This is a genomic window from Cryobacterium sp. Hh11, assembly GCF_004404045.1.
GTDB lineage: Bacteria > Actinomycetota > Actinomycetes > Actinomycetales > Microbacteriaceae > Cryobacterium > Cryobacterium levicorallinum.
Window position 1 is genome coordinate 124,103 of sequence record NZ_SOHF01000037.1, and the last position, 26,826, is coordinate 150,928.

Consider the following 26,826-nt stretch of genomic DNA (forward strand, 5'->3'; position numbering starts at 1 on the left):
TCGTCAGGGATGTTTGAGAGGATGGGGGGGATGATCCTCGACGCGCAGCATCCACTCTCCTCCGGCCTCACCGCCGACTCCCGCCTGATTCAGGCCTATCAGGGCGTTCGACCCGACGTGACCCCGGTGTGGTTCATGCGCCAGGCCGGGCGATCACTGCCCGAATACCGTGAACTGCGCGTCGGTACGCGCATGCTCGACGTGTGCCTCGACCCCGAACTGGCGAGCGAAATCTCGCTGCAGCCGGTGCGGCGCCATAACGTCGACGCCGGAATCTTCTTCAGTGACATCGTCGTTCCACTCAAGCTCGTCGGTGTCGACGTGACGATTGTGGCCGGCAAGGGCCCGGTGCTCGGCAAGGCCGTGCGCACGTCAGCGGATGTCGACGAGCTCACCGCCCTGGATCCCGCGATTCTCGATGAGGCTCTCGCGCCGATTCGCGACGCCGTGGGCCGCGCGGTGTCCCAGCTCGGATCGACCCCGCTGATTGGTTTCGCCGGCGCGCCATTCACCCTGGCCGCGTACCTGGTCGAGGGCGGTCCGTCGAAGGATCACATCCACGCCCGCACTCTCATGCACGCCGAGCCCGAAGCGTGGGCGCGGCTCATGGCCTGGACCGCCGATGTCACCGGCCGGTTCCTGCGCGCCCAGGTGCTCGCCGGCGCGAGCGCTGCCCAACTGTTTGACTCGTGGGCCGGAGCCCTGTCACTGGCCGACTATGCGGCATCCGTTGCGCCAGCTTCGGCGGCAGCGATCGCGCACGTGCGCGACCTCAGCTACAGCGTCAACGGCGCTGATCGCAATGTACCGATCGTGCATTTCGGCGTGGGCACCGGCGAACTGCTGAAAGAAATGCACAATATCGGCGCCGACGTCGTAGGCGTCGACTACCGGGTGCCGCTCGATGAGGCCAACCGCCGACTCGGCGGAGCTGTTCCGGTACAGGGAAACGTCGACCCGGCCCTGCTGACGGCGCCGTGGCCCGTGCTCGAAGCGCACGTGCGCGACGTCCTCGAACGCGGACGCAGCGCACCCTCGCACGTGCTCAACCTCGGCCACGGCGTTCCGCCCGACACCGACCCCGACGTGCTCACCCGCCTGGTCAGCCTCGTGCACGACGTGAGCGCGGCCGAGTAGGAGCCAGCATGACCAGACCAATCGACGTTCTCGTCATCGGCGGGGGAGTGGCCGGCCTGGTCGCCGCCCGCGAATGCGCCCAGGTCGGCCTGGCCGTGACCGTCATCGAGACAACGGATGCCGTCGGCGGCCCGGTCGCCGGCCACGTTCTCGACGGGCTCACCCTCGACAGCGGCGCCGAGAGCTTCGCTGTGCGCGGAGGCACGGTCGCGTCGTTCATCGAGGATCTCGGCCTCACCGACCAGATCGTGGCCCCCAATGTCGCCGGGGCCTGGCTGCACTTGCCGGCCCTCAAGCAAGCGGATGCCGCGATGAGCGTTCCGCTGCCCAAGGCCGGCGTTCTAGGAATCCCCGGTTCACCACTCGCCGACGACGTGCGCCGCGTCATTGGCTGGAAGGGGGCGCTGCGCGCCTACGCCGACCGTCTCATGCCCGTGCTCACGATCGGCCGCGAGCACAGCCTCGGTGACCTCGTGAAGAAGCGCATGGGCCAGCGCGTGCTCGACCGGCTGGTGGAACCCGTCGCGTCCGGCGTCTACACGACGAGCGCCGTCGACCTCGAGATCGATGTGGTCGCCCCCGGACTCAACCGTGCCCTCACCACGGCCGGCTCGCTCTCCGGCGCGGTCTCGGCCCTGCGTGCTGGCGCCCCGGCCGGGTCCAACGTCGGCGGCCTGCTCGGCGGAATGGCCAGCCTGCCCGCCGCGATCGTGGCCGCCCTGCAACGCCACGACGTGGCGATTCTGACCGGAACCACGGCCACAGCGCTGGCCCGCTCGGGCACAGACGACGCGCCGACCTGGTCCGTCACCGTCACTCGGCAAGCGGATGCGGCCCCGACCGACCCCGCCGCGCCGACCGACCCCGCCGCGCCGACCGGCCCCGCTGCCGAGCGAACCACCAGCACCCTCACCGCCCGTTACCTCATCATCGCGACCCAGGGCGCTCAGGCACTGCGCCTGGTCAACCCGCTCGGTGACCAGTTCGACGCCCTCGCCGAGCTCGACTGGCCAGCACCGACTGCCGTTACCCTCACCACGCTCGTGCTCGATGAGCCAGCCCTCGACGCGCACCCACGCGGCACCGGCGTGCTCGTCTCGGCCGATGCCCCCGACGTCACCGCGAAAGCGCTCACCCACGTCACGGCGAAGTGGGCCTGGGTCGCCGAAGCGGCCGGCCCCGGCCGCCACGTCGTGCGGCTGTCTTACGGCCGCGCCGGCCAGCCCAACCCGACCGACGACTTGAGCGACAAGGAGCTGCAGGCCCTCGCCCTGCACGACGCGAGCGCCCTGCTCGGTGTGCCACTGGCAGCGGCCGCGGTGCGCGCTTTCGCCCGCACCGAGTGGCGCGACGCCCTGTCGCCGGCCACCCTCGGTGCTCCGGAACGCGCGCAGCAGGTGCGCGAGGCCGTCGCCGCGACCCCCGCAATGGAGATCACCGGTGCCTGGCTGGCCGGAACCGGCCTCGCCTCGGTCATCCCACACGCACTCGAGGCCGGCGACCGCATCCGCCACGCCGCCCTCGGCCTGACCATCACCGGGCCGGACGAGTAGTCCCGGTACCGAACCGCGGACACCCGCGTCTTGAACCGCGAATGCGGCCCGATTCGCCGGATTCTCCGCAGTTATGCACGGGCTGCCGAACGGTGGGCGCGCAGGTGCCCCAAACTGTGCACTTCCTGTATTGATACGAGCACTCCGAGACATACCCGGGCATCACCCGAGATCGAAACGGCGAACCGGGTTACTCTGGGGAGACCTTACGAAAGTGGAGACTCAATGCGCGGAAAGCTTCTGTTCATCACGGGCGGCCTCGTTGGCTATGTGCTCGGTGCACGCGCCGGCCGCAAACGTTACGACCAGATCGCCGCCGCCGCCAATGACCTCTGGAACGCCAAACCTGTGCAACGCCGGGTGACCGAGGTGCGCGACGCCGCGCTCGAACTCGTCGGCGACGTTCCCGTGACCCTGTACAACGCCGGCAAGAAGGCCGTCACGCAGGCTGTCGCCAAAAAGAAGAAGAACAAGAAGGCGGCTGCCCAGACCTCGACAACGTCAGCGAAAGCGGATGCCGCCGCCCCCGCAACCACGGCCAGCACCACGACGAGCCGCACGGCCGCCGCGAAGCCGAAGGCGACCGAGCAGCCGACACCGACGGCCAAGGCCAAGCCGGCGGCTGACGACGCCCAGTAGCTCGTAGAATTCGGACACCCGTTACACCGCCGGGCGCGACACCCCGACGACACCCGAAAACAGGGAAGGCAATTCGTGACTAGCAGTGGATTCAACCCGAAGAGCAAACGTCCGTTGCTCGCGCTGATCGGGGAACTGCCCGGCCAGATCAGCGCTCTCGTGAAAGCCGAACTCGATGCCTTCAAGGCCGAGTTCACGGCCAAAGCCAAGAATTTCGGCATCGGTGCAGGCCTCTTCATCGTGGCCGGGGCTTTTCTGTTCTTCGCGCTCGGGGTGCTCGTTGCCCTCTTCGTGATCTTGCTGGCCCTCGTGCTGCCGCTCTGGCTTGCCACGCTCATCGTGCTGGTCGTGCTCCTGCTCATTGCCGCACTCCTCGTGCTCATCGGCGTCAACCGGGTGAAGGCGGCAACGAAACCCGACCCAGAGGGCGTGCACGCGAGCATCCGTCACGACGTTGATGCATTCAAGGGAGTTGGCGAATATGACCACAAATGACCTGCGCGCCGAAGCCCGACACGCTCGCGCCGAGCTCGCCTCGACGCTCGACGCGATCGAGTACAAGCTCAATATCCCCAAGCAGCTGCGCATCAAGCGCCGCCGCCTGACCCACGCCCTGCACCAACTCGGCGAAGACAGCCCGGCCGCCCTCGTCGGCATCGCCCTCGGTGCGGCGACCCTGGTCGGTGTCATCGTCTGGTTCGGCGCCTCCGCGGTGGCCAAAAACCGGTAGCAAGCGGGGTGGGTTCACAGCTACCGCACTGCTCATTTTGGTCGTAGGGGCAATTCAGAGCAAACTAGACCCATGACTCACCCGGCTGCCGGAGAGGCAGTAACCAGCGTTCAGCCCACCACTCCCACCGATACCGAGGTAACCGCGGCTTCGCCGCAAGGATTCACCCTCTTTACCGTGCTGCGAAGAGACCCGCACAACCCCGATGATCTCGACGGCCGCGATGTTCCGCACGCCGTGAACGAGCTCGACGACGTGGTGGCCTTGATCGAAGCCGAGGGCGTCACCGTGCGCGGCTTCTACGATGTCTCCGGCCTCAAGGCCGATTCCGACGTCATGATCTGGACCCACGCGCCCGAGGCAGAGACCCTGCAGTGGGCGAACCGTGAGCTGCGCCGCAGCCGCCTGCTGAAGAGCCTGTTGCCAACCTGGAACGCCATGGGCGTGCATCGGGACGCCGAGTTCAACAAGAGCCACGTGCCCGGATTCCTGCGCGGAGTCGAGCCCAAGGCCTGGCTCACCATCTACCCCTTCGTGCGCAGCTTCGAGTGGTATCTGCTGCCCGAGGCTGAGCGCAGCGCCATGCTCGCCGACCACGGCCGCAAGGGCGCCGCCTACCGCGGTGCAATCGCCAACACCGTCTCCGCCTTCGCCCTCGGCGACTACGAGTGGCTGCTGCCGATCGAGAGCGACGAGCTCACCGAACTCGTCGACCTCATGCGCGGCCTGCGCGACACCGAGGCGCGTCGCCACGTGCGCGAGGAGATCCCGTTCTATACCGGACGCCGCATCTCCACCGCCGAGCTGGTCGAGGTGCTTCAGTAATGACCGCTTACGACGCAGTGCTGCTCGCCGGTTTCGGCGGACCCGAAGGCCAGGACGACGTGATTCCGTTCCTGCGCAACGTGACCGGCGGTCGCGGCATCCCGGAAGAGCGCCTCGAAGAGGTCGCCACCCACTACCGCCACTTCGGCGGTGTGAGCCCGATCAACGACCAGAACCGCGTGCTCAAGGCCGCTCTGCAGGTTGAACTCCAGCGTCGAGGCATCGACCTGCCCGTGATCTGGGGCAACCGCAACTGGGCGCCCTATCTGAAAGACACGATCAGTGAGGCCCACGATGCCGGTCAGGATCGCCTGCTGGCCATCGCGACGAGTGCCTACAGCTCCTACAGCGGATGCCGCCAGTACCGTGAAGACTTCGCCGCAGCCCTGACCGACACGGGCCTAAACGACACGGTCCATATAGACAAGATCCGCCAGTTCTTCGACCACCCCGGCTTCGTCACCCCGTTCATCACCGGTGTCACCCAAGGACTCCAGGATGTCGTCGCGGCCATGCCCGGCATCGACGTCGACTCCGAGGTCGAGATTCTGTTCTCGACCCACTCGATCCCGATGACGGACGCCAACAAGAGCGGCCCGGTGGATCGCGGCTTCGGCGAGGGTGGCGCCTACGAGGCGCAGCACCGCGCCGTCGCCCAGGTCGTCATGGACGCCCTCGTGGAACCCGGAGATGCGTCCACCCCGCTCAAAACGCAATGGCAGCTGGTCTACCAGTCCCGCAGTGGCCCGCCCAGCATGCCGTGGCTCGAACCCGACATCAACGATGCGATCGCCCTGCTGCCGGCCCGCGGCATCCGTGCCGTGATCATTGTGCCGCTCGGATTCGTGAGCGACCACATGGAGGTCATGTGGGACCTCGATAACGAGGCCATGGAGACGAGTGCGAAGTTCGGCATCCACGCCGTGCGCGTACCGACCCCCGGTATTTCGCCCGACTTCGTCAGCGGCCTGGTCGACCTGATCGAGGAACGCCTCAACGACACCCCGGTCGAAGACCGTCCGGCCAAGACCGCGCTCGGCCCCTGGTACGACGTCTGTCGCCCCGGCTGCTGTGAAAACGTGCGCCTCGGCTTCAAGCCGGCCGTCGCGGGAATGGCACCATGACCGTCATTCGCGTAGGCACCCGCGCGAGTGCCCTCGCCCTCGCGCAGACCCAGACCATCGTCAACCGCATCGCGGCGTCGGCCGGCGTCGAAGTTGAAATCGTGCGCGTCACCACGCACGGCGATACCTCCACCGAGCCGCTGTCGAGCCTCGGCGGCACCGGCGTGTTCGCGAGCGCACTGCGTGAAGCCCTGCTGAATGACGAGTGCGACGTCATCGTGCACTCGTTCAAAGATCTGCCGACCGAGGCCCACGCAGGCTTGCGCATTGGCGCCATCCCCAAGAGAGCGGATGCCCGCGACGTGCTGGTCGCGCGCGCCGGCTTCACCCTCGACACCCTTCCGGAGGGGGCCCGCGTCGGTACGGGTTCGCCCCGCCGCGTCGCCCAGTTGCTGGAGCGTCGCCCCGACCTCACGATCGTGGACATTCGCGGCAACATCGACACTCGGATCGGGCGCGTCGCCGAGGGCGACCTCGACGCCGTCGTGCTGGCCGCGGCCGGCCTCGGTCGTCTCGGTCGTCTCGAATCCCTCGCACCGGAGTTTCTCGAGCTGTCGGCCTGGCCGACCGCTCCCGGCCAGGGTGCGCTCGCGATCGAGGTGCGTGACGGCAAGCCGGAGCGCCTGCTCGGCGTGGCACTCGCGGCGATGAACCATGGCTCTACTCAGGCGACAACCGCCGCCGAACGCACCGTGCTGGCCCGACTGGAGGCCGGTTGCGCCGCGCCGATTGGCGCCACCGCCGTGGTCGACGATGGACTGCTCTTTCTCACCGCAACCGTGTACAGCCCGGATGGATCCCGCAAGATCACCAGCTCGCACGCGGCGACGCCCGATTCCCACTCCGCACCCCATCTCACCGAAGCCGCGCTCGATGTGGCCGAACGAGTGTCCATAGATCTTCTGGCCGGTGGCGCGGCCGAGTTCGCTCCCCTGAAAGTGACTGAGTGACCACGTGACCAATCGACTGACCAAGCCCCTCGCGGGGTGGCGAGTTCTCGTTCCGCGCGGCGGCCCCTGGGGCGACCAGGTCGCAGCGAACCTGCGCGCCAAGGGCGCGCATCCGATCGTCGCACCGATGATCAACTTCGCCGCCACCGATGACGCCCCGGCTCTGAACGCGGCGCTGACCCGTCTGGCCGCCGGGGATTTCGACTGGATGACCATCACCAGCGCCACGACCGTCGACGTACTCTCGTCGCACCGCGCGGTCGTCGCCCCGGGAACCCGCATCGCCGCCGTCGGTGAGACCACGGCCGCCGCACTCATCGCGGCCGGCTACCACGTGGACATCGTGCCCTCCGAAGACAACTCCGCCCGAGGACTGCTCGAGGAATGGGAAACCGCGACCGCGGGGGTTATTCCGTTGCGCGTGCTCACCCTGCGCAGTGAGATCGCCAAGCCGCTGCTCAGCGAGGGACTGCGCCGCGTCGGCCACGACGTTGAATCGGTCGTCGCTTACCGCACCATCGGTGTTCCGGTCAGCGACCAGGTGGTCGCCGACGTTAAGGCTGGGCTCGTGCACGCCGTACTCGTCACGAGCGGCAGCGTTGCTCGTCAAGTGCGCGAACAGTTCGGGGACATTCCCGAACGCACCCTGGTTGCCTGCATCGGCCCGCAGACCGCCAGGGACTCCCGGACCCTCGGACTGCGCGTCGACGTTGTCGCCTCGGAGCGCAGCGCCGAGTCACTCATCGATGCACTCGTCGATGCAGCACTCGCGGGGAGCACGCCAGCAGCCTGACCCAGCCCGGTAACGAGCCTATAACGAAATGCACAGCCGGGCGGCGTAGTGTACAGGGGTGACCAAACCCGTTATCCGCCCACGACGACTGCGCACCAGCGGCGCGCTTCGTCGCCTGGCCAGTGAAATCCGTCTCCACCCGGCCGAGCTCGTGCTCCCCATGTTCATTCGGGAGGGCAACGAGCAGCGGCCGATCAGCTCGATGCCCGGCGTCGTGCAGCACAGCATCGACAGCGCCCGTCGGGCCGTGGCTGAGGCGGCAGAAGCTGGTGTCGGGGGCATCATGCTGTTCGGAGTGCCAGAGGTGCGCGACGCGACCGGGACCGGCGCGACCGACCCCAACGGCATCCTCAACCTGGCCACCCGTGCTCTCGTCGACGAGATCGGTGATGCGCTCGTGGTGCAGACCGACCTGTGCCTGGATGAATTCACCGACCACGGCCATTGCGGCGTGCTCGCCGCCGATGGCCATGTCGACAACGACGCGACCCTCGAACGCTACCGCGACATGGCGCTGGCCCAGGCGAGCGCCGGTTCCGCGCTGCTCGGCCTCTCCGGCATGATGGACGGCCAGGTCGCCGCCGTGCGCGAAACCCTCGACTCCAATGGTTTCGAAGACACCGCTGTGCTGGCTTACTCGGCCAAGTACGCCTCGGCCTACTACGGCCCGTTCCGGGAGGCCGTCGCCTCGACCCTAGTCGGCGACCGCCGCACCTACCAGCTCGACCCGGCGAATCGACGCGAGGGCGTACGCGAAGCCCAGCTGGACATTGACGAGGGCGCCGACATCGTCATGGTCAAACCGGCCGGCAGCTACCTCGACGTGCTCGCCGAGGTCGCCGCGATGAGTGATATTCCCGTTTGGGCATATCAAGTCTCTGGCGAATACGCCATGATCGAAGCCGCAGCTGCGCAGGGCTGGATCGACCGGCGCCGCGCCGTCGAAGAATCGGTACTGAGCATCCGTCGGGCCGGTGCCGACGCTGTACTTACCTATTGGGCCGTTGAATTGGCCACCTGGCTCAAGGAGGAGCGAGCATGACCGACACACTGTCAACCGAAGTGCACCACGTGGCCACCCGTAACGACGAGCTATTCGACCGGGCCCGGAAGGTCATTCCCGGGGGGGTTAACTCTCCGGTGCGGGCCTTTGGCTCGGTCGGCGGCACTCCGCTGTTTCTGGTGAAGGCCGCCGGCGCCTATGTCACCGACTCCGACGGTCGCGAATACGTCGACCTCGTCAACTCCTGGGGTCCGGCCATTCTGGGCCACGCCCATCCCGAGGTCATCAAGGCCGTTCAGGATGCCGCCGCTCTCGGCCTGTCCTTTGGCGCCTCGACGCCCGCCGAGACCGAACTGGCCGAGCTCGTCGCCGAGAGGGTCGGCGCGGTCGAAAAGCTGCGCCTGGTGTCCACCGGCACCGAGGCGACCATGACCGCCATCCGACTGGCCCGCGGTTTCACCGGTCGTGACCTGCTGATCAAGTTCGCCGGGCACTACCATGGCCACTCCGACGGCCTGCTGGCCCAGGCCGGTTCCGGCCTCGCTACCCTCGCCCTGCCCGGTTCGGCCGGCGTCACGGCCGCGACCGCCGCGCAGACCCTCGTGTTGCCGTACAACGACCTCGACGCCGTGCGCGCCGCCTTTGAGGCACACCCGGGGCGCATCGCCGCGATCATCACCGAGGCTGCCGCCGCTAATATGGGCGTCGTCGCGCCGGATGCCGGCTTCAACGCGGCCCTGTCGGCGATCGCGCACGCGAACGGTTCCCTGCTCATCCTCGACGAGGTGCTCACCGGTTTTCGAGTGAGTCGCTCGGGCTTCTGGGGACTCGAGACCAGCAGTCTCGAGTCGGCCGGTGAAGAGTTTTACACGCCCGACCTGCTCGCCTTCGGCAAGATCATCGGCGGCGGCCTGCCCGCTGCTGCCCTCGGTGGCCGGGCCGACGTTATGGACTTTCTGGCACCGACCGGCCCGGTCTACCAAGCCGGAACGTTGTCGGGCAACCCGGTCGCGGTTGCGGCGGGCATCGCCACGCTCAACCTGCTCGACGAGAGCGTGTACGACCGGCTCAACGCAACCGCCATCATCCTCTCTGAGGCTGTTTCTGCCTCGCTTGCCGCCGAGGGTGTCGCGCACCGGGTACAGCGGGCCGGCAACCTGTTCAGCTTCGTGTTCGGCGAGGAGGCGCAGGGTTCGGCTCCGCGCACCTACGCCGATGTACAGCGCCAGGAGGCTTTTCGCTACGCCCCGTTCTTTCACGCCATGCTCGATGGCGGCGTCTCGCTGCCGCCGAGCGTGTTCGAGGCCTGGTTTGTCTCCGACGCACACGATCAGAGCGCGATCGGGCGCATCTTCGAGGCGCTGCCCGCCGCGGCCAAAGCTGCAGCGGCAGCCCAGCCAACGGTCTAATTGAGCAAACGCGCCCGGACCGGCCGGGAGCGTTTGCTTCAGTTGGAGAGTTCCTGCGCTGGGACATTACTGCTTTGTTCGCGTCAGACAACGAGTTTTCGGGCCGGACCGGGCAGACTGGAACAATGGCTTCCCTGAGCGTGCATTCCGACCGGCTCGAGATTCACTTGACGCGCACGGAAAGAACGCTCGCGCTGCGGCGTGACTCGATTGTGGTGCGGCGGGAGAACATCCGCTCGGTGATCATCACGGAAGATCCGTGGATCTGGCTGCGCGGCATCCGCTCACCCGGATCGATGATTCCGCTCGTGCTGGCGGCCGGAACCTGGAAGTTTCACGGCGGCAAGGACTTCGTCTCGATCAAGCGTCACCGCCCGGCCGTGGTGATCGACCTGGTCGACGAAGAATTCGCCCGCGTCATTCTCACCAGCCAGCACGCGGCCGACTTCGTCGACTCGCTGAAACTCCCCGCCTGACCCTCTCGGGCTTGGCGTGAGCGCCATTGTCTTTGCGGCACCAACTTAGGACGACGCCGTGCGCCCCTGTGCCATCAGGTGTTCTGCTGTGACAACATCAGTGACAAGTACGTTGACCCATCCACCAGAAATAGCGGCATGAATGGCCTTATATTTGCTGGGGCCACCGGCCACCCCGAGCCTTCGGTCGGTATTACGCAGCTGCTTGAGGGTCACCCCGATGACAAGTTCATCGAGCTCTGACATTACCGGCTCACCATGAGCATCGATGAAGCGGAGATTTACTTCACCAACAGCTCCGAGCGACTTCGCGAGATCAAACTGCTCCTGGCTGAAGAAATTGTCTCCGGCCTCCAGCGGCGGTACGATTTCGCAGTTTCCGATACCCATCAAGGCGATATCCATCTCGTCTAGGGCGCTCAAGGCTGCCCGAGTATGAAGGTCCTGCCCGAGTATTGCCGCCTTGACTTCCGGGGATGAAACCACACCGGGGACCCGTAAGAATAGGGCGGCGGCACCGGTGAGATGGGCCAAACGCTGAGTTGCGCGAGTTGCTTCGTGCTGGAGCGTTGGCGGACCGACATCTCCCAGCATTTCCACGACTCGTGTCGCGGCCAAACGTTGCAGGGGTTGTAGAGCTGACGTCATTTCTCGAAGCGATCGGCTCCAGGAAGTGAAACCTATCGTTTTTGTTTCTAAGGGCATGATGCGCAATATCGATGCCACAGCGTTTCCGAGGTCTTGGGTCAGGCGTGCCTCATCGTCATCGATCACGTCCACCACGTGAACTTCATCGATACCAAATTCTTGCTCGAGGGAGTCTTCGAGGTCCACGTGCAAACCTGGAGGGATAACGACGATCGTTCTGATTACATTAGCCTCTTCGGCGGCGCGCAGCAGCCGCGAAACGCGGGCCTGCGACACGCCGAGCAGACTCGCAATCTCCGTTTGACGCATGTTGCGCGTGTGATAAAGCCTCGCGACTTTGGTGATCAAGCGTAGGTGCTCAACGTCGGCGCCACTGTCGTGGATCAAATTGTTCCTCTATCTTTTTGGTCACCCGGGCCGTGATATTCCAAGCCTCGATGCGCCAGACGCGTTCCGCGTTTTAACGCCCAGTTTCTCATTTGACACCTTCAACACCGACCCATATAGTTTCGGTGAACGGTGGATTTTCAGTCCAGGTTAGCATAAATATGTTGGTGACATTGTTCGAGTTTCGTTCGTCCTCGCAGGACAAGTCATTAACCATGATGTTTCAAGGAAGAAACTTAATGATCAAACGCAATTTTGCTCTGCGCATCGCCATTGCGGCGGTGGGGGCTGTTGCTGCAGCCTCCGTATTCTCGGCCTGCAGCCAAACGGTCACTCCATCCACTACGGAGCCCGCCGCTGGCGGAAACAAAACCATTGGAATCGCAGTGGCCGACCAGAAATCTTTGTTCTATGTTGCCGCCGTCGACGGAATGGAGCAGGCGGCAGAGGAGGCTGGTTACAAGCTGATCACGCTGTCGGCCAACAACAACTCCAGCCAGCAGGTGAACCAGGTCCAGGACCTGATCACTCAGCAGGTCGGCGCCATCATCTTTATCGCTCAGGACGCTACTTCAGCCGCTGCTGGAGTAAAGCTCGCCAACGATGCCGGCATTCCGATCATTGCTGTTGACCAGAAGCCTGAATCGGGTGATGGAAAACTGGCCACGTACATTGCAACGGACAGCGTCAAGGCCGCCGAAGAACTGTGCACCTGGCTTTTCGATCAGATCGGTGGCGCTGGAGACCTGGCAATTCTGCAGGGACCGCTTGGAGCCACGGCCGAACTGCAGCGCAGCGAAGGCTGCGACAAGGCGCTGGGGAATTATCCAGACATCAACGTCGTGGCGATGGAATCGGCAAATTGGGACGAGACTGAGGCCTTCACCGCCGCGCAGAACATCCTCACCGCGAACCCCAACCTGAAGGCATTCTTCGGCGAGAGTGACGCGATGGCCATGGGCGCCGCCAAGGCAGCCAAGCAGGATGGCCGCGAAGGACTGTTCTTCGTCGGAATCGACGGGTTCCCGACCATGTTTGAGGCCATCACTGGCGGACTGACGCAGGCCACCATGGCCCAGCAGCCCTACCTCATGGGTCAGATGTCCGTCAAGAACGCGGTCCAGATCGCGGAGGGAAAGACGGCCGACGTTCCGGAACTTCAGTACATGGACACTGTCCTCGTCACCAAAGAGAACGTCGCGGACAACGACCCGACGAAGTTTTACGGGCCCGACTTCTAAATAGAACGGGTGCGTGTGGGGCCGTCCTGAAGGTGAGGGCCCCATACGCACCACTGAGCTTTGACTACAACGAGGTGGAACACGGTGACAGAAGTAGTATCCGACACCCTGTATTCGACGGACCGGGTGTCCAACGCGAATGGTTCCTCGGCGGGCTTGGTTTGCCTGGGGCTGTCGAAGAGCTACGGCGGAACATCCGTCCTAACTCAAGTGGATCTTTCCCTGACCCCCGGCAGTGTGCTCGGGCTGGTCGGGGAAAACGGAGCGGGAAAGTCGACGACTTCGTCCATCATCGCGGGAATGGTGCGCCCCGACGGGGGCAGCATGACCATCGACGGAGAGATTTACGATCCACAGTCGCCTGCCGATGCCCTCAAGGCCGGGGTGGCGCTCATTCACCAGGAAATTCGGATGGTTTCCGAACTGTCGGTTGCCGAGAACATCTTCTTGGGTCGGCTCCCGATGCGGCGCGGCCGTGTCGACCGCAAGCTCATGAATGAAGAATCCCGCAGTATCCTCAAGCTTCTTGGCTCTGACACCGATCCCCGGCGTCAAGTAGCTGGCTTGTCGATAGCAGCCCAGCAAGAAATCGAAATTGCGCGGGCGCTAACTCGCGAACCGCGATACATCATCTTTGACGAACCCTCTGCTTCCCTCGGCGAGTCCGAAACCGAGCGCGTGTTCGACCAAATTCGTATTTTGCGTGACCAGGGCGCTGGAATCGTCTATATCTCCCACCGGTTGGAAGAAATTCGCACCCTCGCAGATACCGTCGTGTGCCTGCGGGACGGTAAGCGGGTAGCCGCGTGGGAAACGGGAGACGTTTCGAAAGAAGACATTGTTCGAGCAATGGTTGGCCGAGACTTTGTCTTTAGCCACCTCGCGCCCAAAGACGCCACCACTGAGGTTGCGCTCGAAGTGCGCGGGCTCGGTCGAACCGGCATCTTTGAGGGAATTAACTTTGCGGTAAATCGTGGAGAAATTCTCGGGTTTTCGGGTCTCGTCGGCGCTGGTCGCACCGAGATGGTGCGAACGATTGCCGGAGCCGATCGACATGACGCCGGGGAGATCCTGGTTGACGGTACTGCCGTCAAGATCCGCGGACCGCGTTCAGCGATTAATGCCGGCATCGCTATGGTCCCGGAAGATCGCAAGGGTCAGGGTCTTAACCTGGACCGCACCGGCGCCGAAAACATTACCTTGCCCTGGGAGCCCAGCCTTACAACGGGTGGAATAATGACCGTTCGCACGGTCAACGCGACAGCGAATCTGCAACGGGAATTTCTCGACATTAGAAGCAAGCTCGACATTCCGGTTGGTTCGCTGTCGGGGGGTAACCAGCAAAAGGTCCTCCTCGGAAAATGGCTCGTCACGCGACCGCGTGTGCTGATTCTCGACGAACCAACCCGCGGCGTAGATGTTGGCGCAAAAATGGCCATCTACAAGACGATTCGATCGTTGGCCGAACAGGGTGTTGCCATCATCGTCATTTCTTCCGAACTCGAAGAAGTCCTCGGTCTCTCGCACCGTGTCCTCGTCATGTCCGGCGGAAGGCAACGCGGCATCCTCGACCGCGCCGACGCCACCCCGGAAGCCGTGATGGCGCTCGCGCTGATCACCGACTCGAGTGACGATGCCCAACCCTCGAACCAACCCGGCAGCTCGCCACAGGGAAGAAGTGAATCACAATGACGCAAATCAATAACGAGCCCCGCACGTCCGGTGCGGTGGACAGTGCCGCCGCTGCGCCCTCCGGCCTCGGCACCGGGTCGTGGAAGTCAACCGCCGGAAGCAAGATGGCGTCGGTTATGGGCAGTGTTCCGGGCCCCCTTATCGGCCTGATCATCATCTTCATTGCGCTGTCATTTCTTTCCCCGTTCTTTCTCACACCGCGCAACCTGCTCAATATTCTGAGCCAGGTTTCAGCAATCGGCGTGATGTCGGTTGGTGCTGTCCTGATTATTATCATCGGGGGCATCGATCTCTCCGTCGGCTCGGTGGTGGCTTTGAGCTCCATGTCGATGGCGTGGCTATTCCGAGTTGCCGAGCTCCCCTTTGAAATTGCCCTCGTCGGCGGACTGGTTGTCGGCGCATTGATCGGATTGATCAATGGTCTTCTGACTGCATATGGAAAGCTTCAGCCGTTCATTGCCACACTCGCAACTATGTCTGCGGCTGCGGGCCTCGCCCTCTTCCTCACGAATGGAAACCCGGTCAACGGGTTCCCGCAGTGGTTCTTGGCGATTACCTCAACCAGTTTCATCGGCATCCCGATTCAGGGAATTGTCCTTATTCTGATCTTTGCCATTACGGCATTCTGGCTCCGGTATCGGCCGAGCGGTCGAGCGCTTTACGCCATTGGTGGAAATGAAGAGGTAGCACGACTTTCGGGCCTGCCGATCCGACGGGCCAAAATAGCCGTTTACGTGATTGCCGGCATTCTCGCGGCGATTGCTGGCCTCCTCGTTACATCGCGGCTCGACTCCGCCCAGCCGACCGCTGGAGTCGCCGATCTGCTTAATGTGATCGCCGTCGTGGTAATCGGCGGGGCGAGCCTGTCTGGCGGCTCCGGGAGCATGCTCGGCACTTTCGTCGGCCTCCTGATCATCGGAGTGCTCAACAACGGGATGTCGCTTCTCAATGTCTCCCCCAACCTCCAGCCCGTTGTCGTCGGCTTCGTTATCGTTGCCGCAGTCATGACGGATCGACGCACTAGCCGGAAGAAATCATGACTTCATTCTTAGACATCTCGGATCCCACTGATCTAGACAGCTTGCGTCTGGTTATTGCCGCTGCTCCCGGCGCGGACGAACTGGTACCGCTGGGGCTGCGGCTTCTGGACATCTCGCCGCTTGCCACCGACAGAATTAGCGAGGTGGTCGGCGAGGAACTGCGCCTGGCCGGTCGGGTGAGCGCCGGGGCCAAGGTTATTATCCTGGTGGACTCGACGACGATCCTGCGTGATGGCGAAGACTTGAAAGCAAAAATCGCCGACCTTCTCGTCGAAAACTTCAGTGTGGAAACCTACGTTCTCGGCGATGACGCTCATCTGCTGGCCAACGAGGCGTCGCTGGATCTGGCCACCGAGGCGGTCCGTTCCGCGGAGTGTGTTGTCACCATCGGCGGCGGCACGATCACCGACATCGGCAAGGTGGCCACAAATCGAAACGGCGACATCCCCCTCGTCGTCGTGCAGACGGCCGCGTCGGTAGACGGCTTCACGGACAACGTGTCCGTCATTCTCAAGAACGGCGTCAAGCGCACGGTCCCGTCCCGATGGCCCAACGCTGTTCTTGCCGACACGGTGACGATCGCGGGCGCTCCTCGGGCAATGAACACGGCCGGTTTCGGCGAAGTTCTGTCGCTTTACACGGCCCCGGCCGATTGGTACCTCGCCTCCCTCTTCGGTCTGGATTCGACCTTTCACGAAACGCCCCGCGACCTATTGCTGGCATTTGCGGGTGACGTCAGCGAGTGGGGAAACGGTCTTTCGGATGGCGACAGCGCCTCGGTCGAGCAACTCACCCGAGTCTTGGCCATTCGGGGAATCGGCACCGGCGTTGCCGGCACGACCGCGTGCCTGTCCGGGGTTGAGCACGTCATCAGTCACATGCTCGACATGTACTCGGGATCGCACCACCTGCCCATCGGTCTTCACGGCGCGCAAGTGGGGGTGGCTTCCCTCATCGGAGCGGCCGCCTGGCAGCTTTTGTTCGAGCGCCTCGGCGAGGGCGCACCGGCGCTGGACTTCCCCACCGATGATGAGCTCGAGCTACGCGTGCGCTCCGCGTTCGACTGGTGCGACCCGACGGGGGAAAAGGGCGCCGAGTGCTGGGCGGGTTACAGTGCGAAGCTCGCGGATTGGCGCGAGAACAAGCCTCGCGCGCTAGCGGTCCTGCAGGACTGGAAAGACTACGAGCCGGTATTCTCGGGATCGCTGCCGACGCCGGACACGCTCTCCAGCGGACTTCGCATCGCCGGGGCGCCCTCCCAGCCGGCACAGCTCGGCGAGTGGGTCACCGCCGATGTCTGGAAATGGGCCGTACTCAACTGCCTCTTCATGCGAGACCGTTTCACGGTCGTCGATCTGCTCTTCTTTTACGGCTGGTGGACCGCCGAAGATGTTGACCTTGTCATTGCTCGGGCCGCCAGCGCATCTGTAGCGGAAGGCTGATGACCCAAGATGTTGTGGTGTCCGTAGATTGCTCGACCACGGGCGTCAAGAGTGTGGTGTGGGATTCGCAGGGACGGCTCGTCGGTGAGGGCCGGTCGTCCTTAGATCTGAGTATTCCGTCCATCGGTTACGGCGAACAAGACCCGCGTCAATGGTGGAGTGCCATGTGTATTGCCGTCACCGAGGCGGTGCGAAACGTGGACGCGCATCGGATCGCATCAATTTGTGTCACCCACCAGCGCGAAACGTTTGTCTGTTTGGATGGCTTCGGAGAGCCTATTCGCCCCGCCATGCTGTGGTTGGACGCCCGGGCAACCTACGAAGTAGAGACCGCAGGCACCAAACGCGTGCACGACATCACGGGTAAACCACCGAACACAACGCCCGCGTTCTATAAGCTGCTCTGGCTCCAGTCGCACGAGCCAGAAACGCTGCGCCAGACCAAACACGTCGTCGACGTGCACGGATACCTCGTCCATAAGATGACGGATCAATGGCTCACATCCGTGGCCAGCGCCGACCCTCTCGGGCTGGTGAACCTGAACACGGCGGACTACGACGATGAGTTGGTGAGAGAAGCGGGACTTCACCGAGACCAGCTCAGCACCCTGGTTCCGCCGGGAATGGTCTTGGGCGAACTGAGCGCGGCGGCGGGATCTGCGCTCGGTCTCCCGGAAGGCCTGCGCGTGATATCGGGCGCCGGCGACGGACAAGCCGCCGGACTGGGTGCGGGCATCACCGAACCCGGTAGGGCCTACCTCAATCTCGGCACCGGGTTGGTAGCGGGCACCTACAGCGACACCTATTCACCGAATTCCGCCTACCGTGCGCTCACCGGGTCTATTCCGGACACCTTCACGTTCGAATCCTTTATTGGTGCCGGAACCTACATGATCAACTGGTTCATTGACACATTCGTCGAGAAATCTCCAGACGTCCAGGAACCCGCTGGCACCATTGAGAAGCGCCTGGAGCTAGAGGCTGCGCACATCGCTCCGGGGTGCAACGGTCTGCTCGTGGTCCCTTACTGGAACGGGGCACTGACCCCGTACTGGGACCACAACGCACGCGGAATAATCCTCGGCCTGACCGGCATCCACAGTCGAGCGCACATTTATCGCGCGGTACTGGAGGGTCTGGCTTATGAACTTCGCCTCTGTTTCGATCGAGTTGAACTTGGTCTGTCGGAACCGATCTCACTCGTTGTAGCCATGGGAGGCGGCACCCAAAGCGCGTTGTGGTGTCAGATCCTCGCCGACGTACTGCGGCGCCCCATTCTCATCTCGGGACAGCAGGAGAGCACGTGCCTGGGCGCGGGAATGCTGGCGGCGGCCGGAGCTGGGATCTATCCCACAGTGCGGGAGGCCAGCTCTGCAATGACCTCCTTCGGTAAACGGTTCGACCCCAATGAAGACCTGGCGGAGACCTACGACCGATTCTTCGCAGTTTATCAAGAAATTTACCCATCAGTACGCCCCGTTTTTTCTGCCCTCAAGAAAGCCCTGACATGATCACATCGACACACGCCAGCGTCGAATCTCTGCGAACTTCTCCCCTTCGTATCTACCCGGCCTACGTCTTCGACCTCGACGGCACCATTTACCTCGGCGATAAATTGCTCCCCGGTGCTCGGCGACTGATCGAATACCTGCAGGAACGCGGGAGCCGGACGGTTTTCCTGTCGAACAACCCCACGCTCGACCCGGGAATGTACGTGGAAAAGTTCGAGCGTCTGGGCCTGCAGATTAACGAATCAGACGTGGTCAATTCTGTGGTGAGTATTGTGGCCTGGCTGCAGCGGGAGCATCCGGGCGCCGTGGTATTTCCGATCGCGGAAGCACCCCTGATTCGGGCCCTCGGGAACGCCGGAATTCGCATGTCCGAAGATCCCCAAGAGATCGACATCGTCATCGCCAGCTACGACCGCACGTTCGATTACCGAAAGCTTCAGATCGCTTTCGACGCCATTTGGCAATTCGGTCGCGCCATCTTGGTCACGACCAATCCCGATCGATTCTGCCCATTCCCCGGCGGCCGCGGCCAGCCCGATGCGGCGGCCATTGTCGCAGCGATCGAGGCGTGCACGGGCGTCAAGAGTCAGGCCAATGCGGGCAAACCGGATCAGATCATGATCGACACCGTGACCGAAGCGCTCAAAATGGATGTCCGTGACTGCATCATGGTCGGCGACCGTCTGTACACGGATATTCAAATGGCTCTCAACGCGGGCATGGATTCCGCCCTCGTGCTCACCGGCGACAGTTCAATCGCCATGGTGGAAGAGCGTGAGAGCGATCAGCGACCATCCTTTGTGCTCGACCGGGTCGATCATTTGATTCCGACCCAGCTTCGGGACGAACTCGGTTGGAATATCTAGCGGTCGCCTTGCGTCGCCAACATAGACCCGCGTAGAATAGTCAATCACAGGCAGTATATATATTCAGGCTCTCTGGATGTTGAGTCCAACGCAGGCGTTGGTGAAAGGCGGTTCCGATGGCAGATTTGTCACGCGATACTCTGCTCGAGATGCAGAGGCGCATGTTGCGGATTCGAGCGTTCGATGAGCGAGCCTCGAAGATGGTCAAGCGCGGTCACATCCCCGGCACGGTGCACACCAGCATTGGTCAAGAAGCTCAGGTCGTCGGGGCGACTATGGCCCTCGGCGACGGTGACTACATGTCCGGGAACCACCGCAGCCACGGCCACCCGATCGGCAAAGGCTCACCGCTGGGTCCGCTAATGGCCGAACTCGTCGGCAAGGCAACCGGAGTATGCAAGGGCAAGGGCGGCTCCCTTCACCTGGCCGACTTCGCCGTGGGAAGCCTCGGCGAGTCGGGAATCGTCGGTTCCTCGATTCCTATCGCCACCGGCGCAGCGCTGTCGTCGAAAGTCTTGAACAACGGCAAGGTTGCTCTCGCGTTCTTCGGAGATGGGGCAGCCAACCAGGGCGTCCTCTACGAGTCGATGAACCTCGCTGGCGTATGGAAGCTTCCCATGATCTTCCTATGCGAGAACAACCAGTATGCGCTGAGCACTCCCGCGCACACGGTTACGTCCGGCGTCATCGCCGAGCGTGCGGCCGGCTTCGGGATGCCGGGTATCCGGGTCGAAAATGGCCAGGACATCCTCGCCGTGTATGAAGCAGTGAGCGCAGCGGTCGATCGCGCTCGTGCTGGCGAGGGCCCCTCGCTCGTTGAAGTTGTGACCTACCGCTACAACGAGCACTCCGAAGGCCTTCGTCTCAAGACGGACTACCGGGACGCCGACGAGCGCGCCGCCTGGCTCAGCAAAGATCCCATCGTTATGTTCCGCGAGTACCTTGAGGGCCAGGGATTCGATCCGGCACAGCTGGACGAACTCGAAGCCGATGTTCTCGCCGAGGTGGATGCTGCCGTCGAGTTCACCAACCAAAGTCCTTACCCCGATCCGTCAGTAGCCTTTGACGATCTCTATACCGACAAGGAGGTAGCGGCATGAGTGTAATGAGTTACTTGGGCGCCATCGGCGCCGCACAACGCGAAGCCATGGACGCTGATGAACGCGTCGTCATTATCGGCGAGGATGTCGAAGCAAACGTTTACGGCACCACCGGTGGCGGAAAGTCCCGCAGCGACAAGGGTGACTTCCTACAGATGTACGGAAAGAACCGGATCCGAAACACTCCAATTTCGGAAGAGGGAATTGTTGGCGCCGCCGCGGGCGCCGCTATGACCGGCCTGCGGCCAATCGTTGACCTCTCCTATTCCAGCTTCCTGTACATGGCCATGGACCAGTTCGTCAATCAGGTGGCCAAGAACCGGTACATGTTTGGTGGACAGGCTTCTATGCCGGTCGTCTTTCGCTCCGCCATGTTCTATGGCATGAATACGGGAGCTCACCATTCTGACCGCCCGTACCCGATGTTCATGAACGTGCCAGGGTTGAAGATCATCGCGCCGTCGAGCCCGTCAGATGCCAAGGGACTGCTTCGCGCCGCAATCGATTCTGACGACCCGGTGCTTACCTTCGAGGCCTGTCTCTTGTGGGGAACGAAGGAAGAGGTCGACGACAACGAATTCTGGATACCCCTCGGTGTCGCTCGCACTGTGCGTGAAGGTACCGACGTGACCGTGGTCGCCATTTCAGGTTCCGTTCCGGAGGCAATTCTTGCAGCAGAGGATCTTGCCGCCGAAGGCGTTTCGGTGGAAATTATCGACCCGCGCACGCTTGTTCCCCTCGATCGGGACGCCATAGTCCGTTCGGTGGTAAAAACTGGTCGCCTCGTCGTTGCCGAGCCCGCCCACCGCACGTGTGGTGCCGCCGCTGAGATCAGCGCCATCGTGGCTGAGGACGCGTTCGACGCCCTTCGAGCGCCGATCGTTCGCGTTACGGCTCCCGACATGCAGATACCGTTCAGCCCGTCGTTGGAGAGCCAGATGTATCCGACACGACTGACCATCGCCGCCGCGATTCGTCGTGTTCTCGACCTGGAACCTGCACTTACATCAGCGTCAATCATCCGCTGATTTACCGCACGAGCGCTTAAGAAAAGAAGGAAATCGCATGGCTAGAGTGGATGTTCTGTTGCCCCAGTGGGGCATGGGAATGAGTGAAGGCACCATCGTTGAGTGGCTCAAGAAGGTGGGAGACAAGGTTCAAGAAGACGAGCCTCTCGCGGACATCGAGTCGGAAAAAGTCGAAGAATCTCTCGAGTCGCCGGCTACTGGAACGCTCATCGAAATCCTCATGGCGGAGGGTGAGACCGTTCCGGTTCGCACCGTTATCGCGGTCATCGAGACGGACTAACCATGGCGGGCGGGCGGGGTGCGCAGTCAGGCCAACTTTCTACGAAAGACAGCAAGGAACTCATGTCGAACGAAGAAGTACAAGCGTCGCCACTTCCCGTGGTGCCATTTGATCTCATTGTGATCGGGGCTGGGATAAATGGCCTTGGCATAGCTCGGGACGCCGCCTCCCGCGGCCTGCGTGTGGCCGTGGTTGAACAAGACGACTTGTGCAGCGGTGTTTCAGCGTGGTCTGGACGACTCATTCACGGTGGTCTGAGATACCTTGAGCACAAGGATTTTGCCTTGGTGCGCGAATCGCTCAAGGAGCGAGAGCGCCTCTTCAAACTGGCGCCCCACCTTGTCCGTCCAGTTCCGTTGCTCATGCCGTTCTACGCAAAGAATAAGCGTCCGGCATGGTTGATCCGGCTGGGCATGATCGCCTATGACGTGTTGTCGTTTGATAAAACGCCGCCGAATCATCGCATCCTGTCCCGCGAGAAAGTGCTCGCGCGCTTTGGCGGAATGGAAAAAAAGGGGCTCGGCGGTGCGGCGCTGTTCATCGACGGCCAGGTTGAATACGCCGAACGCCTGTGCGTTGAGCTCGCCATCGCCGCGCAGGCAGATGGCGCCGTCATCCTGACACACTCCAGGGTGGACTCGCTCCTGTCGCGCGGTACGACCGTAACCGGCGTGCGCTACTCCGACGCCGCGACCGGTGAAAGCCGTGAAATCTATGGTTCCGTGGTTATGAATGCGGCGGGGCCCTGGTTGGACTGGGTGTTGAATGCCACGCCAAAATCCAATCTCGCCCAGACTGAGAAGCAGCTCATTGGTGGTTCAAAGGGCAGCCACATTATTGTTGACGCCTTCGACGGCGCGCCCACTGACGTGGTCTACTACGAGTCTCAGTCCGACGGCCGCCTTGTTCTGGTCATTCCGTGGATGGGGCGCTTTTTGATCGGGTGCACCGACGCGTTGTACGAGGACGAGCCGGGAACCGCGCGTGCGGAGTCCAATGAGGTTGAGTACCTCCTCGCCGAGGTGAACGCACTCATTCCGCAGGCGAAGCTCACCGTCGACGACATCCTCTTCACCTACAGCGGTGTGCGTCCGCTGCCGTATGCCCCCGGGGTGCCGGAGTGGAAGATCCCCCGGAGCCACGTCATTCATGACCACGCTGGTACTGGGCGAAAGGGCTTGTTCTCCGTCGTTGGCGGCAAGCTGACCACGTTCCGTCAGCTGGCCGAAGATGCCGTTGATATCACGTACCGCAGCCTGGGTCGACCACGAACGAAAACCAGCACGCGGGATATGCCATTACCCGGCGCACGCGTGGCGAACTGGCCGGAATTTCAGAAGGCATTTATCGCTGCACCTGGCCTGGACCGGGAAACCAAGAAGCGACTCCTGAAAATTTACGGAGTTCGCGCGGATTCCGTGTTGGATCTCGTCAGGGCGGATGCCTCGCTCGGCGAAAAATTCGACCCACTGTCGAATGCGATCGCGGCAGAGCTGGTCTTTGCGATGAAGTATGAAATGGCCAAGTCGCTGACGGACGTGTATGCACGACGCACCCTCATCGCTTTTGAACCCGGTCACGGATTGGCTTCGGTATCTCGGGCAGCCGACATTTTGGGCGAGACTCTGGGCTGGGACGCCCAGCGCCGCGCGGTGGAAATTGCCGGCTACGAGAAGTGGCTGGAACATCTTGCTGTGCCCGGCCGCGCCCCGAAATCGCAGTCGAATGGTATTGCTGCGGCCGGCACCGGTTCAGGGGAAACCACGTGAGCAAGCGCTATGTTCTTGCGCTAGATGAAGGATCCAGCAGCGCGCGAGCGATACTCGTTGATCCTGACGGTCGAATCGTAAGCGAATCCGCGACACCGATTAAGGCACGTTTCCCCTCTACGGGTTGGGTCGAACTTGACCCGTGGGACCTGTGGAACGCTGCGAAGGGGGCCATGGACCGAACCATGGCCCAGGCAGGCGTGACCGCTTCCGACATTGCCGCGGTCGGCGTGACTACCCACCGTGAAACCTGCCTCATCTGGGACCGTCAAACCGGGCAGCCGGTCTATAACGCAATCATGTGGATGTCGAAGCAGACAGATGACATCGTCGCTCGGTGGTCAGCCGACGGCCTCGATGGGCAAATCCGCGCCCGGACGGGGCTGCGCAACGACTCGTTCTTCTCGGCTGGCAAGCTGGCTTGGCTCCTCGAGCACGTGCCAGATGTGAGAAGGCGGGCGCAGTTGGGAGAACTAGCCGCTGGCACCGTCGAAACTTGGTTGTTATGGAATCTCACCGGTGGGCGCTCCCACCTGACGGATCCCAGTTCGGCTTCGCGTACCGCCTTGTTTAATATTGGCGAATGCAAGTGGGACGAATGGCTGTGCGCTGCGTACGGTATCCCGATGGAGTTGCTGCCTGAAGTCGTGCCATCCGACTCCTGTTTTGGCTATTTAGATGCTGCCGTGCTGCCGGGCGGCCACGCGGCGAGTGTTCCGGTAATGGCCATTTTGGCGGATCAGCAAGCCGGACTCTTTGGCCAGGCATGTCTGGAAGCCGGATCCGCGAAGAACACCTATGGAACGGCGGGTGTCCTCACTGTCAACGTCGGCGATGCACCCCTAATCGTTGACGGTATGACCAGCAGCGTCGCGTGGACGCTTGGCGGTCGAACGACCTATGAAGCCGAGGGCGTCGTTTTTCATAGCGGTCAAACTTTGCACTGGCTTCGCGACAAAATGCGGGCGATTGATTCCTCGGAAAGCAGCGAAGCGCTTGCTGCCAGTGTTCCCGACAATGGCGGCGTGTACTTTGTTCCGGCATTTGCTGGACTCTGCGACCCGCACTGGGACCGGAACGTTCGGGGTGCGATTGTTGGGCTCACGCTAGAAACTGGCATTGAGCACGTCGTCCGGGCAGCCCTAGAGGCAATGGCGTACCAGACTCGCGACAACATCGACGCTCTAGCCCGAGGTGGTATGCGCATACCCACCCTCAAAGTCGACGGTGGGGGGATTGCGAATGATTTTCTCTGCCAATTTCAAGCAGACATCCTCGGCATAGCCGTGCATCGACCGCACGGACTCGAACGGACTGCCCTCGGCGTAGCGCACGTCGCTGGATCCGGCGTTGGCCTGTGGAACGGGGCGGACGACATCGCTGCGTCCTGGCGAGTCGAGCGTGCATTTGAGCCAGCCATGTCCGAGACGCGGCGTGAGGAGCTCTACGCCGGTTGGCAGGATGCTGTCACTGCCGCCCGCGGGCTGCCCTTTCGTAAGCCCTCCTCACAAATACTTCCCGCAGACAACCAGCCACTGCTGGTTGCGCGCTAAAAATATCCCCAACACGAACGAAAGAGGAATGACCATGGGCAAATTTGACCCGGCAGAAATAGTTGAAAGCGCCCGTCGCGGAGGCTACGCCGTTGGCGGTTTCAACATGCACAACGTCGAGACAACACAGGCGCTGCTCCAGGCGGCCGAATTGGCGGATGCCCCTGTGTTCATGCAAGTGGGGCGCGCGGTAGTGCCACACATGGGTCTCGCCGAATCATTTCGGATGACACAGCGCGAGCTGAGCAAATCAGACGCCCAAGCCGTCATTCACCTTGACCACGGAACATATGACGAAGTATTCGAAGCCCTGCAGCTGGGCTTTGACTCCATCATGTTCGACGGCTCCCACCTGGACTTTGAAGACAATATCGAAGCCACCAAGCATGTCGTAAAAGTTTGTCACTCATTTGGCGTTCCGGTGGAAGCTGAACTGGGCAAGATCCCGGATGCGAATACGGCCATCAACTGGCCGGACTTCTACACGAGCGTGGACGAAGCCGAACGCTTCGTCGCTGAAACCGGGGTCGATTTTCTGGCAATTTCGGCCGGGGTTATGCACGGTGTGACGGCTACGGAGCCGTTGCCCCTCGACATCGAACGCATTGCGCGCATTCGCGACGTGACCGGCATCCCCCTGGTCCTTCACGGCGCATCCGGAGTTCCGCTCGATGACATTCGTGCTGCGATCGCTGCGGGGATTAACAAACTCAATGCCGACACCGACCTGCGTCATGCCTTCCGCCGCGGCATAGAAGAAACCTGGGCACTAGGCGATCGTCAGTTAGAAGACGCAATGGCTGAAGGCCGGCGTCAAATGATCGAAGCCACCGTTCAGAAGATGCGCGAGTTCGGCTGCGCAGATCGATCGCAGAACCAGAATCTCGCCCAGGCAGTCACGGCATGAGCGACACAACGGCTGCGCCCGTCGGAGTGACAACGCCGCTAAAAGGGATCCGGCGCACAGCGGCACGTCGTATGGTAGCGGCGTGGGAAGCGCCAGTCTTCCACCTGACCATCGAGATTGATATGACGGAAGCCTCGAAGGTAAAGCAGGTTGTGCCGGAAGCGACCGTCACGGACGTCCTGGTCGCAGCAGCAGCTCAGGCGCTTATTGCAGTGCCAGCGCTTAACAGCTACGTCGGTGACGATGAAGTGACCGTTTTTAGTGAGGCGAATGTCGGCGTCGCCGTGGCCACCGATAAGGGCCTCACGGTGCCGGTAATCCACGGTGCTGATCGCCTGACCATGACAGAGATCGCGGCACGCCGTCGTGAAGCTGTCGATCGCGCCCGCACAGGAACCCTGGTCAGGGACGACATCACCGGCGGAACCTTCACCATCTCCAACCTCGGGATGATGGGAATCGATCGATTCGATGCAATTCTTAACATTCCGCAGTCCGCGATCCTCGCTGTCGGAGCCACAAAGAAACGACACGTCTGGACCGAGGCGGGTGGCGAGTGGCTACCGATCGCGGAGTTCACCTTGACCTGTGACCACCGCTCAGTAGACGGAGCCACCGGCGCAACTTTCCTGAAGGCATTCAGTGATGCCCTCACCACTCCGATTGCCGTTTAGCCAACTCCCGCCGCTCGGATGAGTCGTCTGTGTCTGGAGTGACGACTCG

At 62.6% G+C, this 26,826-nt stretch carries 26 protein-coding genes; 25 read left to right on the forward strand and 1 reads right to left on the reverse strand.

Going from position 1 to position 26,826, the window contains the following annotated elements; all coding sequences use genetic code 11:
* The first annotated feature begins 30 nt into the window (after positions 1-30).
* From hemE to E3T46_RS16655, 12 genes are all read left to right on the forward strand, one after another.
* Positions 31-1,137 carry a uroporphyrinogen decarboxylase gene (hemE, locus tag E3T46_RS16600; RefSeq protein WP_134579397.1) on the forward strand — a complete coding sequence of 369 codons (1,107 nt, stop codon included), beginning with the start codon at positions 31-33 and terminating at the stop codon, positions 1,135-1,137.
* An 8-nt stretch (positions 1,138-1,145) separates the two neighbouring features.
* Positions 1,146-2,690 carry an FAD-dependent oxidoreductase gene (locus tag E3T46_RS16605; RefSeq protein ID WP_134579398.1) on the forward strand — a complete coding sequence of 515 codons (1,545 nt, stop codon included), beginning with the start codon at positions 1,146-1,148 and terminating at the stop codon, positions 2,688-2,690.
* 225 nt (positions 2,691-2,915) lie between these two features.
* Entirely contained in the window at positions 2,916-3,329 is a 414-nt protein-coding gene (locus E3T46_RS16610; protein WP_134579399.1) for a hypothetical protein, read from the forward strand.
* 75 nt (positions 3,330-3,404) lie between these two features.
* Entirely contained in the window at positions 3,405-3,824 is a 420-nt protein-coding gene (locus E3T46_RS16615) for a phage holin family protein (RefSeq protein ID WP_092448137.1), read from the forward strand.
* Positions 3,811-4,059 carry a DUF3618 domain-containing protein gene (locus E3T46_RS16620; protein ID WP_134579400.1) on the forward strand — a complete coding sequence of 83 codons (249 nt, stop codon included), beginning with the start codon at positions 3,811-3,813 and terminating at the stop codon, positions 4,057-4,059. The genes E3T46_RS16615 and E3T46_RS16620 overlap by 14 nt, the downstream gene beginning before the upstream one ends.
* 72 nt (positions 4,060-4,131) lie before the next feature.
* Entirely contained in the window at positions 4,132-4,884 is a 753-nt protein-coding gene (gene hemQ, locus E3T46_RS16625; protein ID WP_104131876.1) for a hydrogen peroxide-dependent heme synthase, read from the forward strand.
* Entirely contained in the window at positions 4,884-6,008 is a 1,125-nt protein-coding gene (locus tag E3T46_RS16630; protein WP_134579401.1) for a ferrochelatase, read from the forward strand. Before hemQ ends, E3T46_RS16630 begins: the two co-directional genes overlap by 1 nt.
* A complete protein-coding gene (gene hemC / locus E3T46_RS16635; RefSeq protein ID WP_134472252.1) occupies positions 6,005-6,958 on the forward strand; it encodes a hydroxymethylbilane synthase in 954 nt (317 codons plus the stop codon). Before E3T46_RS16630 ends, hemC begins: the two co-directional genes overlap by 4 nt.
* A gap of 4 nt (positions 6,959-6,962) precedes the next feature.
* Positions 6,963-7,751 (forward strand): uroporphyrinogen-III synthase, encoded by a 789-nt coding sequence (locus E3T46_RS16640; RefSeq protein ID WP_092448141.1) that lies wholly within the window; start codon positions 6,963-6,965, stop codon positions 7,749-7,751.
* 58 nt (positions 7,752-7,809) lie between these two features.
* Complete coding sequence (gene hemB / locus E3T46_RS16645) at positions 7,810-8,793, forward strand: porphobilinogen synthase (RefSeq protein ID WP_092448142.1); 984 nt, start codon at positions 7,810-7,812, stop codon at positions 8,791-8,793.
* Positions 8,790-10,163 carry a glutamate-1-semialdehyde 2,1-aminomutase gene (gene hemL / locus E3T46_RS16650; protein WP_134579402.1) on the forward strand — a complete coding sequence of 458 codons (1,374 nt, stop codon included), beginning with the start codon at positions 8,790-8,792 and terminating at the stop codon, positions 10,161-10,163. Before hemB ends, hemL begins: the two co-directional genes overlap by 4 nt.
* Before the next feature lie 125 nt (positions 10,164-10,288).
* A complete protein-coding gene (locus E3T46_RS16655; RefSeq protein WP_134579403.1) occupies positions 10,289-10,639 on the forward strand; it encodes a hypothetical protein in 351 nt (116 codons plus the stop codon).
* 45 nt (positions 10,640-10,684) lie between these two features.
* Here the strand turns inward: E3T46_RS16655 and E3T46_RS16660 are convergent, their stop codons facing one another.
* A complete protein-coding gene (locus tag E3T46_RS16660; RefSeq protein WP_134579404.1) occupies positions 10,685-11,635 on the reverse strand; it encodes a sugar-binding domain-containing protein in 951 nt (316 codons plus the stop codon).
* A gap of 206 nt (positions 11,636-11,841) precedes the next feature.
* Between E3T46_RS16660 and E3T46_RS16665 the strand changes: the two genes are divergently transcribed.
* The 13 genes from E3T46_RS16665 to E3T46_RS16725 all read left to right on the forward strand — a co-directional run bounded on the left by E3T46_RS16665 (position 11,842) and on the right by E3T46_RS16725 (position 26,777).
* Entirely contained in the window at positions 11,842-12,915 is a 1,074-nt protein-coding gene (locus tag E3T46_RS16665; RefSeq protein ID WP_206751489.1) for a substrate-binding domain-containing protein, read from the forward strand.
* A gap of 84 nt (positions 12,916-12,999) precedes the next feature.
* Positions 13,000-14,607, forward strand: a complete 1,608-nt coding sequence (locus E3T46_RS16670; protein WP_241980859.1) for a sugar ABC transporter ATP-binding protein — start codon at positions 13,000-13,002, stop codon at positions 14,605-14,607.
* A 116-nt stretch (positions 14,608-14,723) separates the two neighbouring features.
* Positions 14,724-15,647, forward strand: coding sequence for an ABC transporter permease (locus tag E3T46_RS16675; RefSeq protein WP_233195027.1), 924 nt, complete (start codon positions 14,724-14,726; stop codon positions 15,645-15,647).
* Positions 15,644-17,089, forward strand: a complete 1,446-nt coding sequence (locus E3T46_RS16680; protein ID WP_092448148.1) for an iron-containing alcohol dehydrogenase — start codon at positions 15,644-15,646, stop codon at positions 17,087-17,089. The genes E3T46_RS16675 and E3T46_RS16680 overlap by 4 nt, the downstream gene beginning before the upstream one ends.
* The gene (locus tag E3T46_RS16685) at positions 17,089-18,600 is read left to right on the forward strand and encodes an FGGY family carbohydrate kinase (protein WP_104131869.1); all 1,512 of its coding nucleotides are present in this window, start codon (positions 17,089-17,091) and stop codon (positions 18,598-18,600) included. The genes E3T46_RS16680 and E3T46_RS16685 overlap by 1 nt, the downstream gene beginning before the upstream one ends.
* Complete coding sequence (locus E3T46_RS16690) at positions 18,597-19,466, forward strand: HAD-IIA family hydrolase (protein WP_134579406.1); 870 nt, start codon at positions 18,597-18,599, stop codon at positions 19,464-19,466. Before E3T46_RS16685 ends, E3T46_RS16690 begins: the two co-directional genes overlap by 4 nt.
* A 116-nt stretch (positions 19,467-19,582) precedes the next feature.
* Positions 19,583-20,566: a thiamine pyrophosphate-dependent dehydrogenase E1 component subunit alpha gene (locus E3T46_RS16695; protein ID WP_198415578.1), complete on the forward strand. Its 984-nt coding sequence runs from the start codon at positions 19,583-19,585 to the stop codon at positions 20,564-20,566.
* The gene (locus E3T46_RS16700; protein WP_092448151.1) at positions 20,563-21,594 is read left to right on the forward strand and encodes a transketolase C-terminal domain-containing protein; all 1,032 of its coding nucleotides are present in this window, start codon (positions 20,563-20,565) and stop codon (positions 21,592-21,594) included. Before E3T46_RS16695 ends, E3T46_RS16700 begins: the two co-directional genes overlap by 4 nt.
* Before the next feature lie 37 nt (positions 21,595-21,631).
* Positions 21,632-21,874 carry a biotin/lipoyl-containing protein gene (locus E3T46_RS16705; protein WP_092448152.1) on the forward strand — a complete coding sequence of 81 codons (243 nt, stop codon included), beginning with the start codon at positions 21,632-21,634 and terminating at the stop codon, positions 21,872-21,874.
* A 62-nt stretch (positions 21,875-21,936) separates the two neighbouring features.
* Complete coding sequence (gene glpD, locus E3T46_RS16710; protein WP_134579407.1) at positions 21,937-23,643, forward strand: glycerol-3-phosphate dehydrogenase; 1,707 nt, start codon at positions 21,937-21,939, stop codon at positions 23,641-23,643.
* Entirely contained in the window at positions 23,640-25,196 is a 1,557-nt protein-coding gene (gene glpK, locus E3T46_RS16715; protein ID WP_134579408.1) for a glycerol kinase GlpK, read from the forward strand. The genes glpD and glpK overlap by 4 nt, the downstream gene beginning before the upstream one ends.
* A 34-nt stretch (positions 25,197-25,230) precedes the next feature.
* Complete coding sequence (locus E3T46_RS16720) at positions 25,231-26,103, forward strand: class II fructose-bisphosphate aldolase (RefSeq protein WP_134579409.1); 873 nt, start codon at positions 25,231-25,233, stop codon at positions 26,101-26,103.
* Entirely contained in the window at positions 26,100-26,777 is a 678-nt protein-coding gene (locus E3T46_RS16725) for a 2-oxo acid dehydrogenase subunit E2 (protein WP_092448155.1), read from the forward strand. Before E3T46_RS16720 ends, E3T46_RS16725 begins: the two co-directional genes overlap by 4 nt.
* The last annotated feature ends 49 nt before the right edge of the window (positions 26,778-26,826 follow it).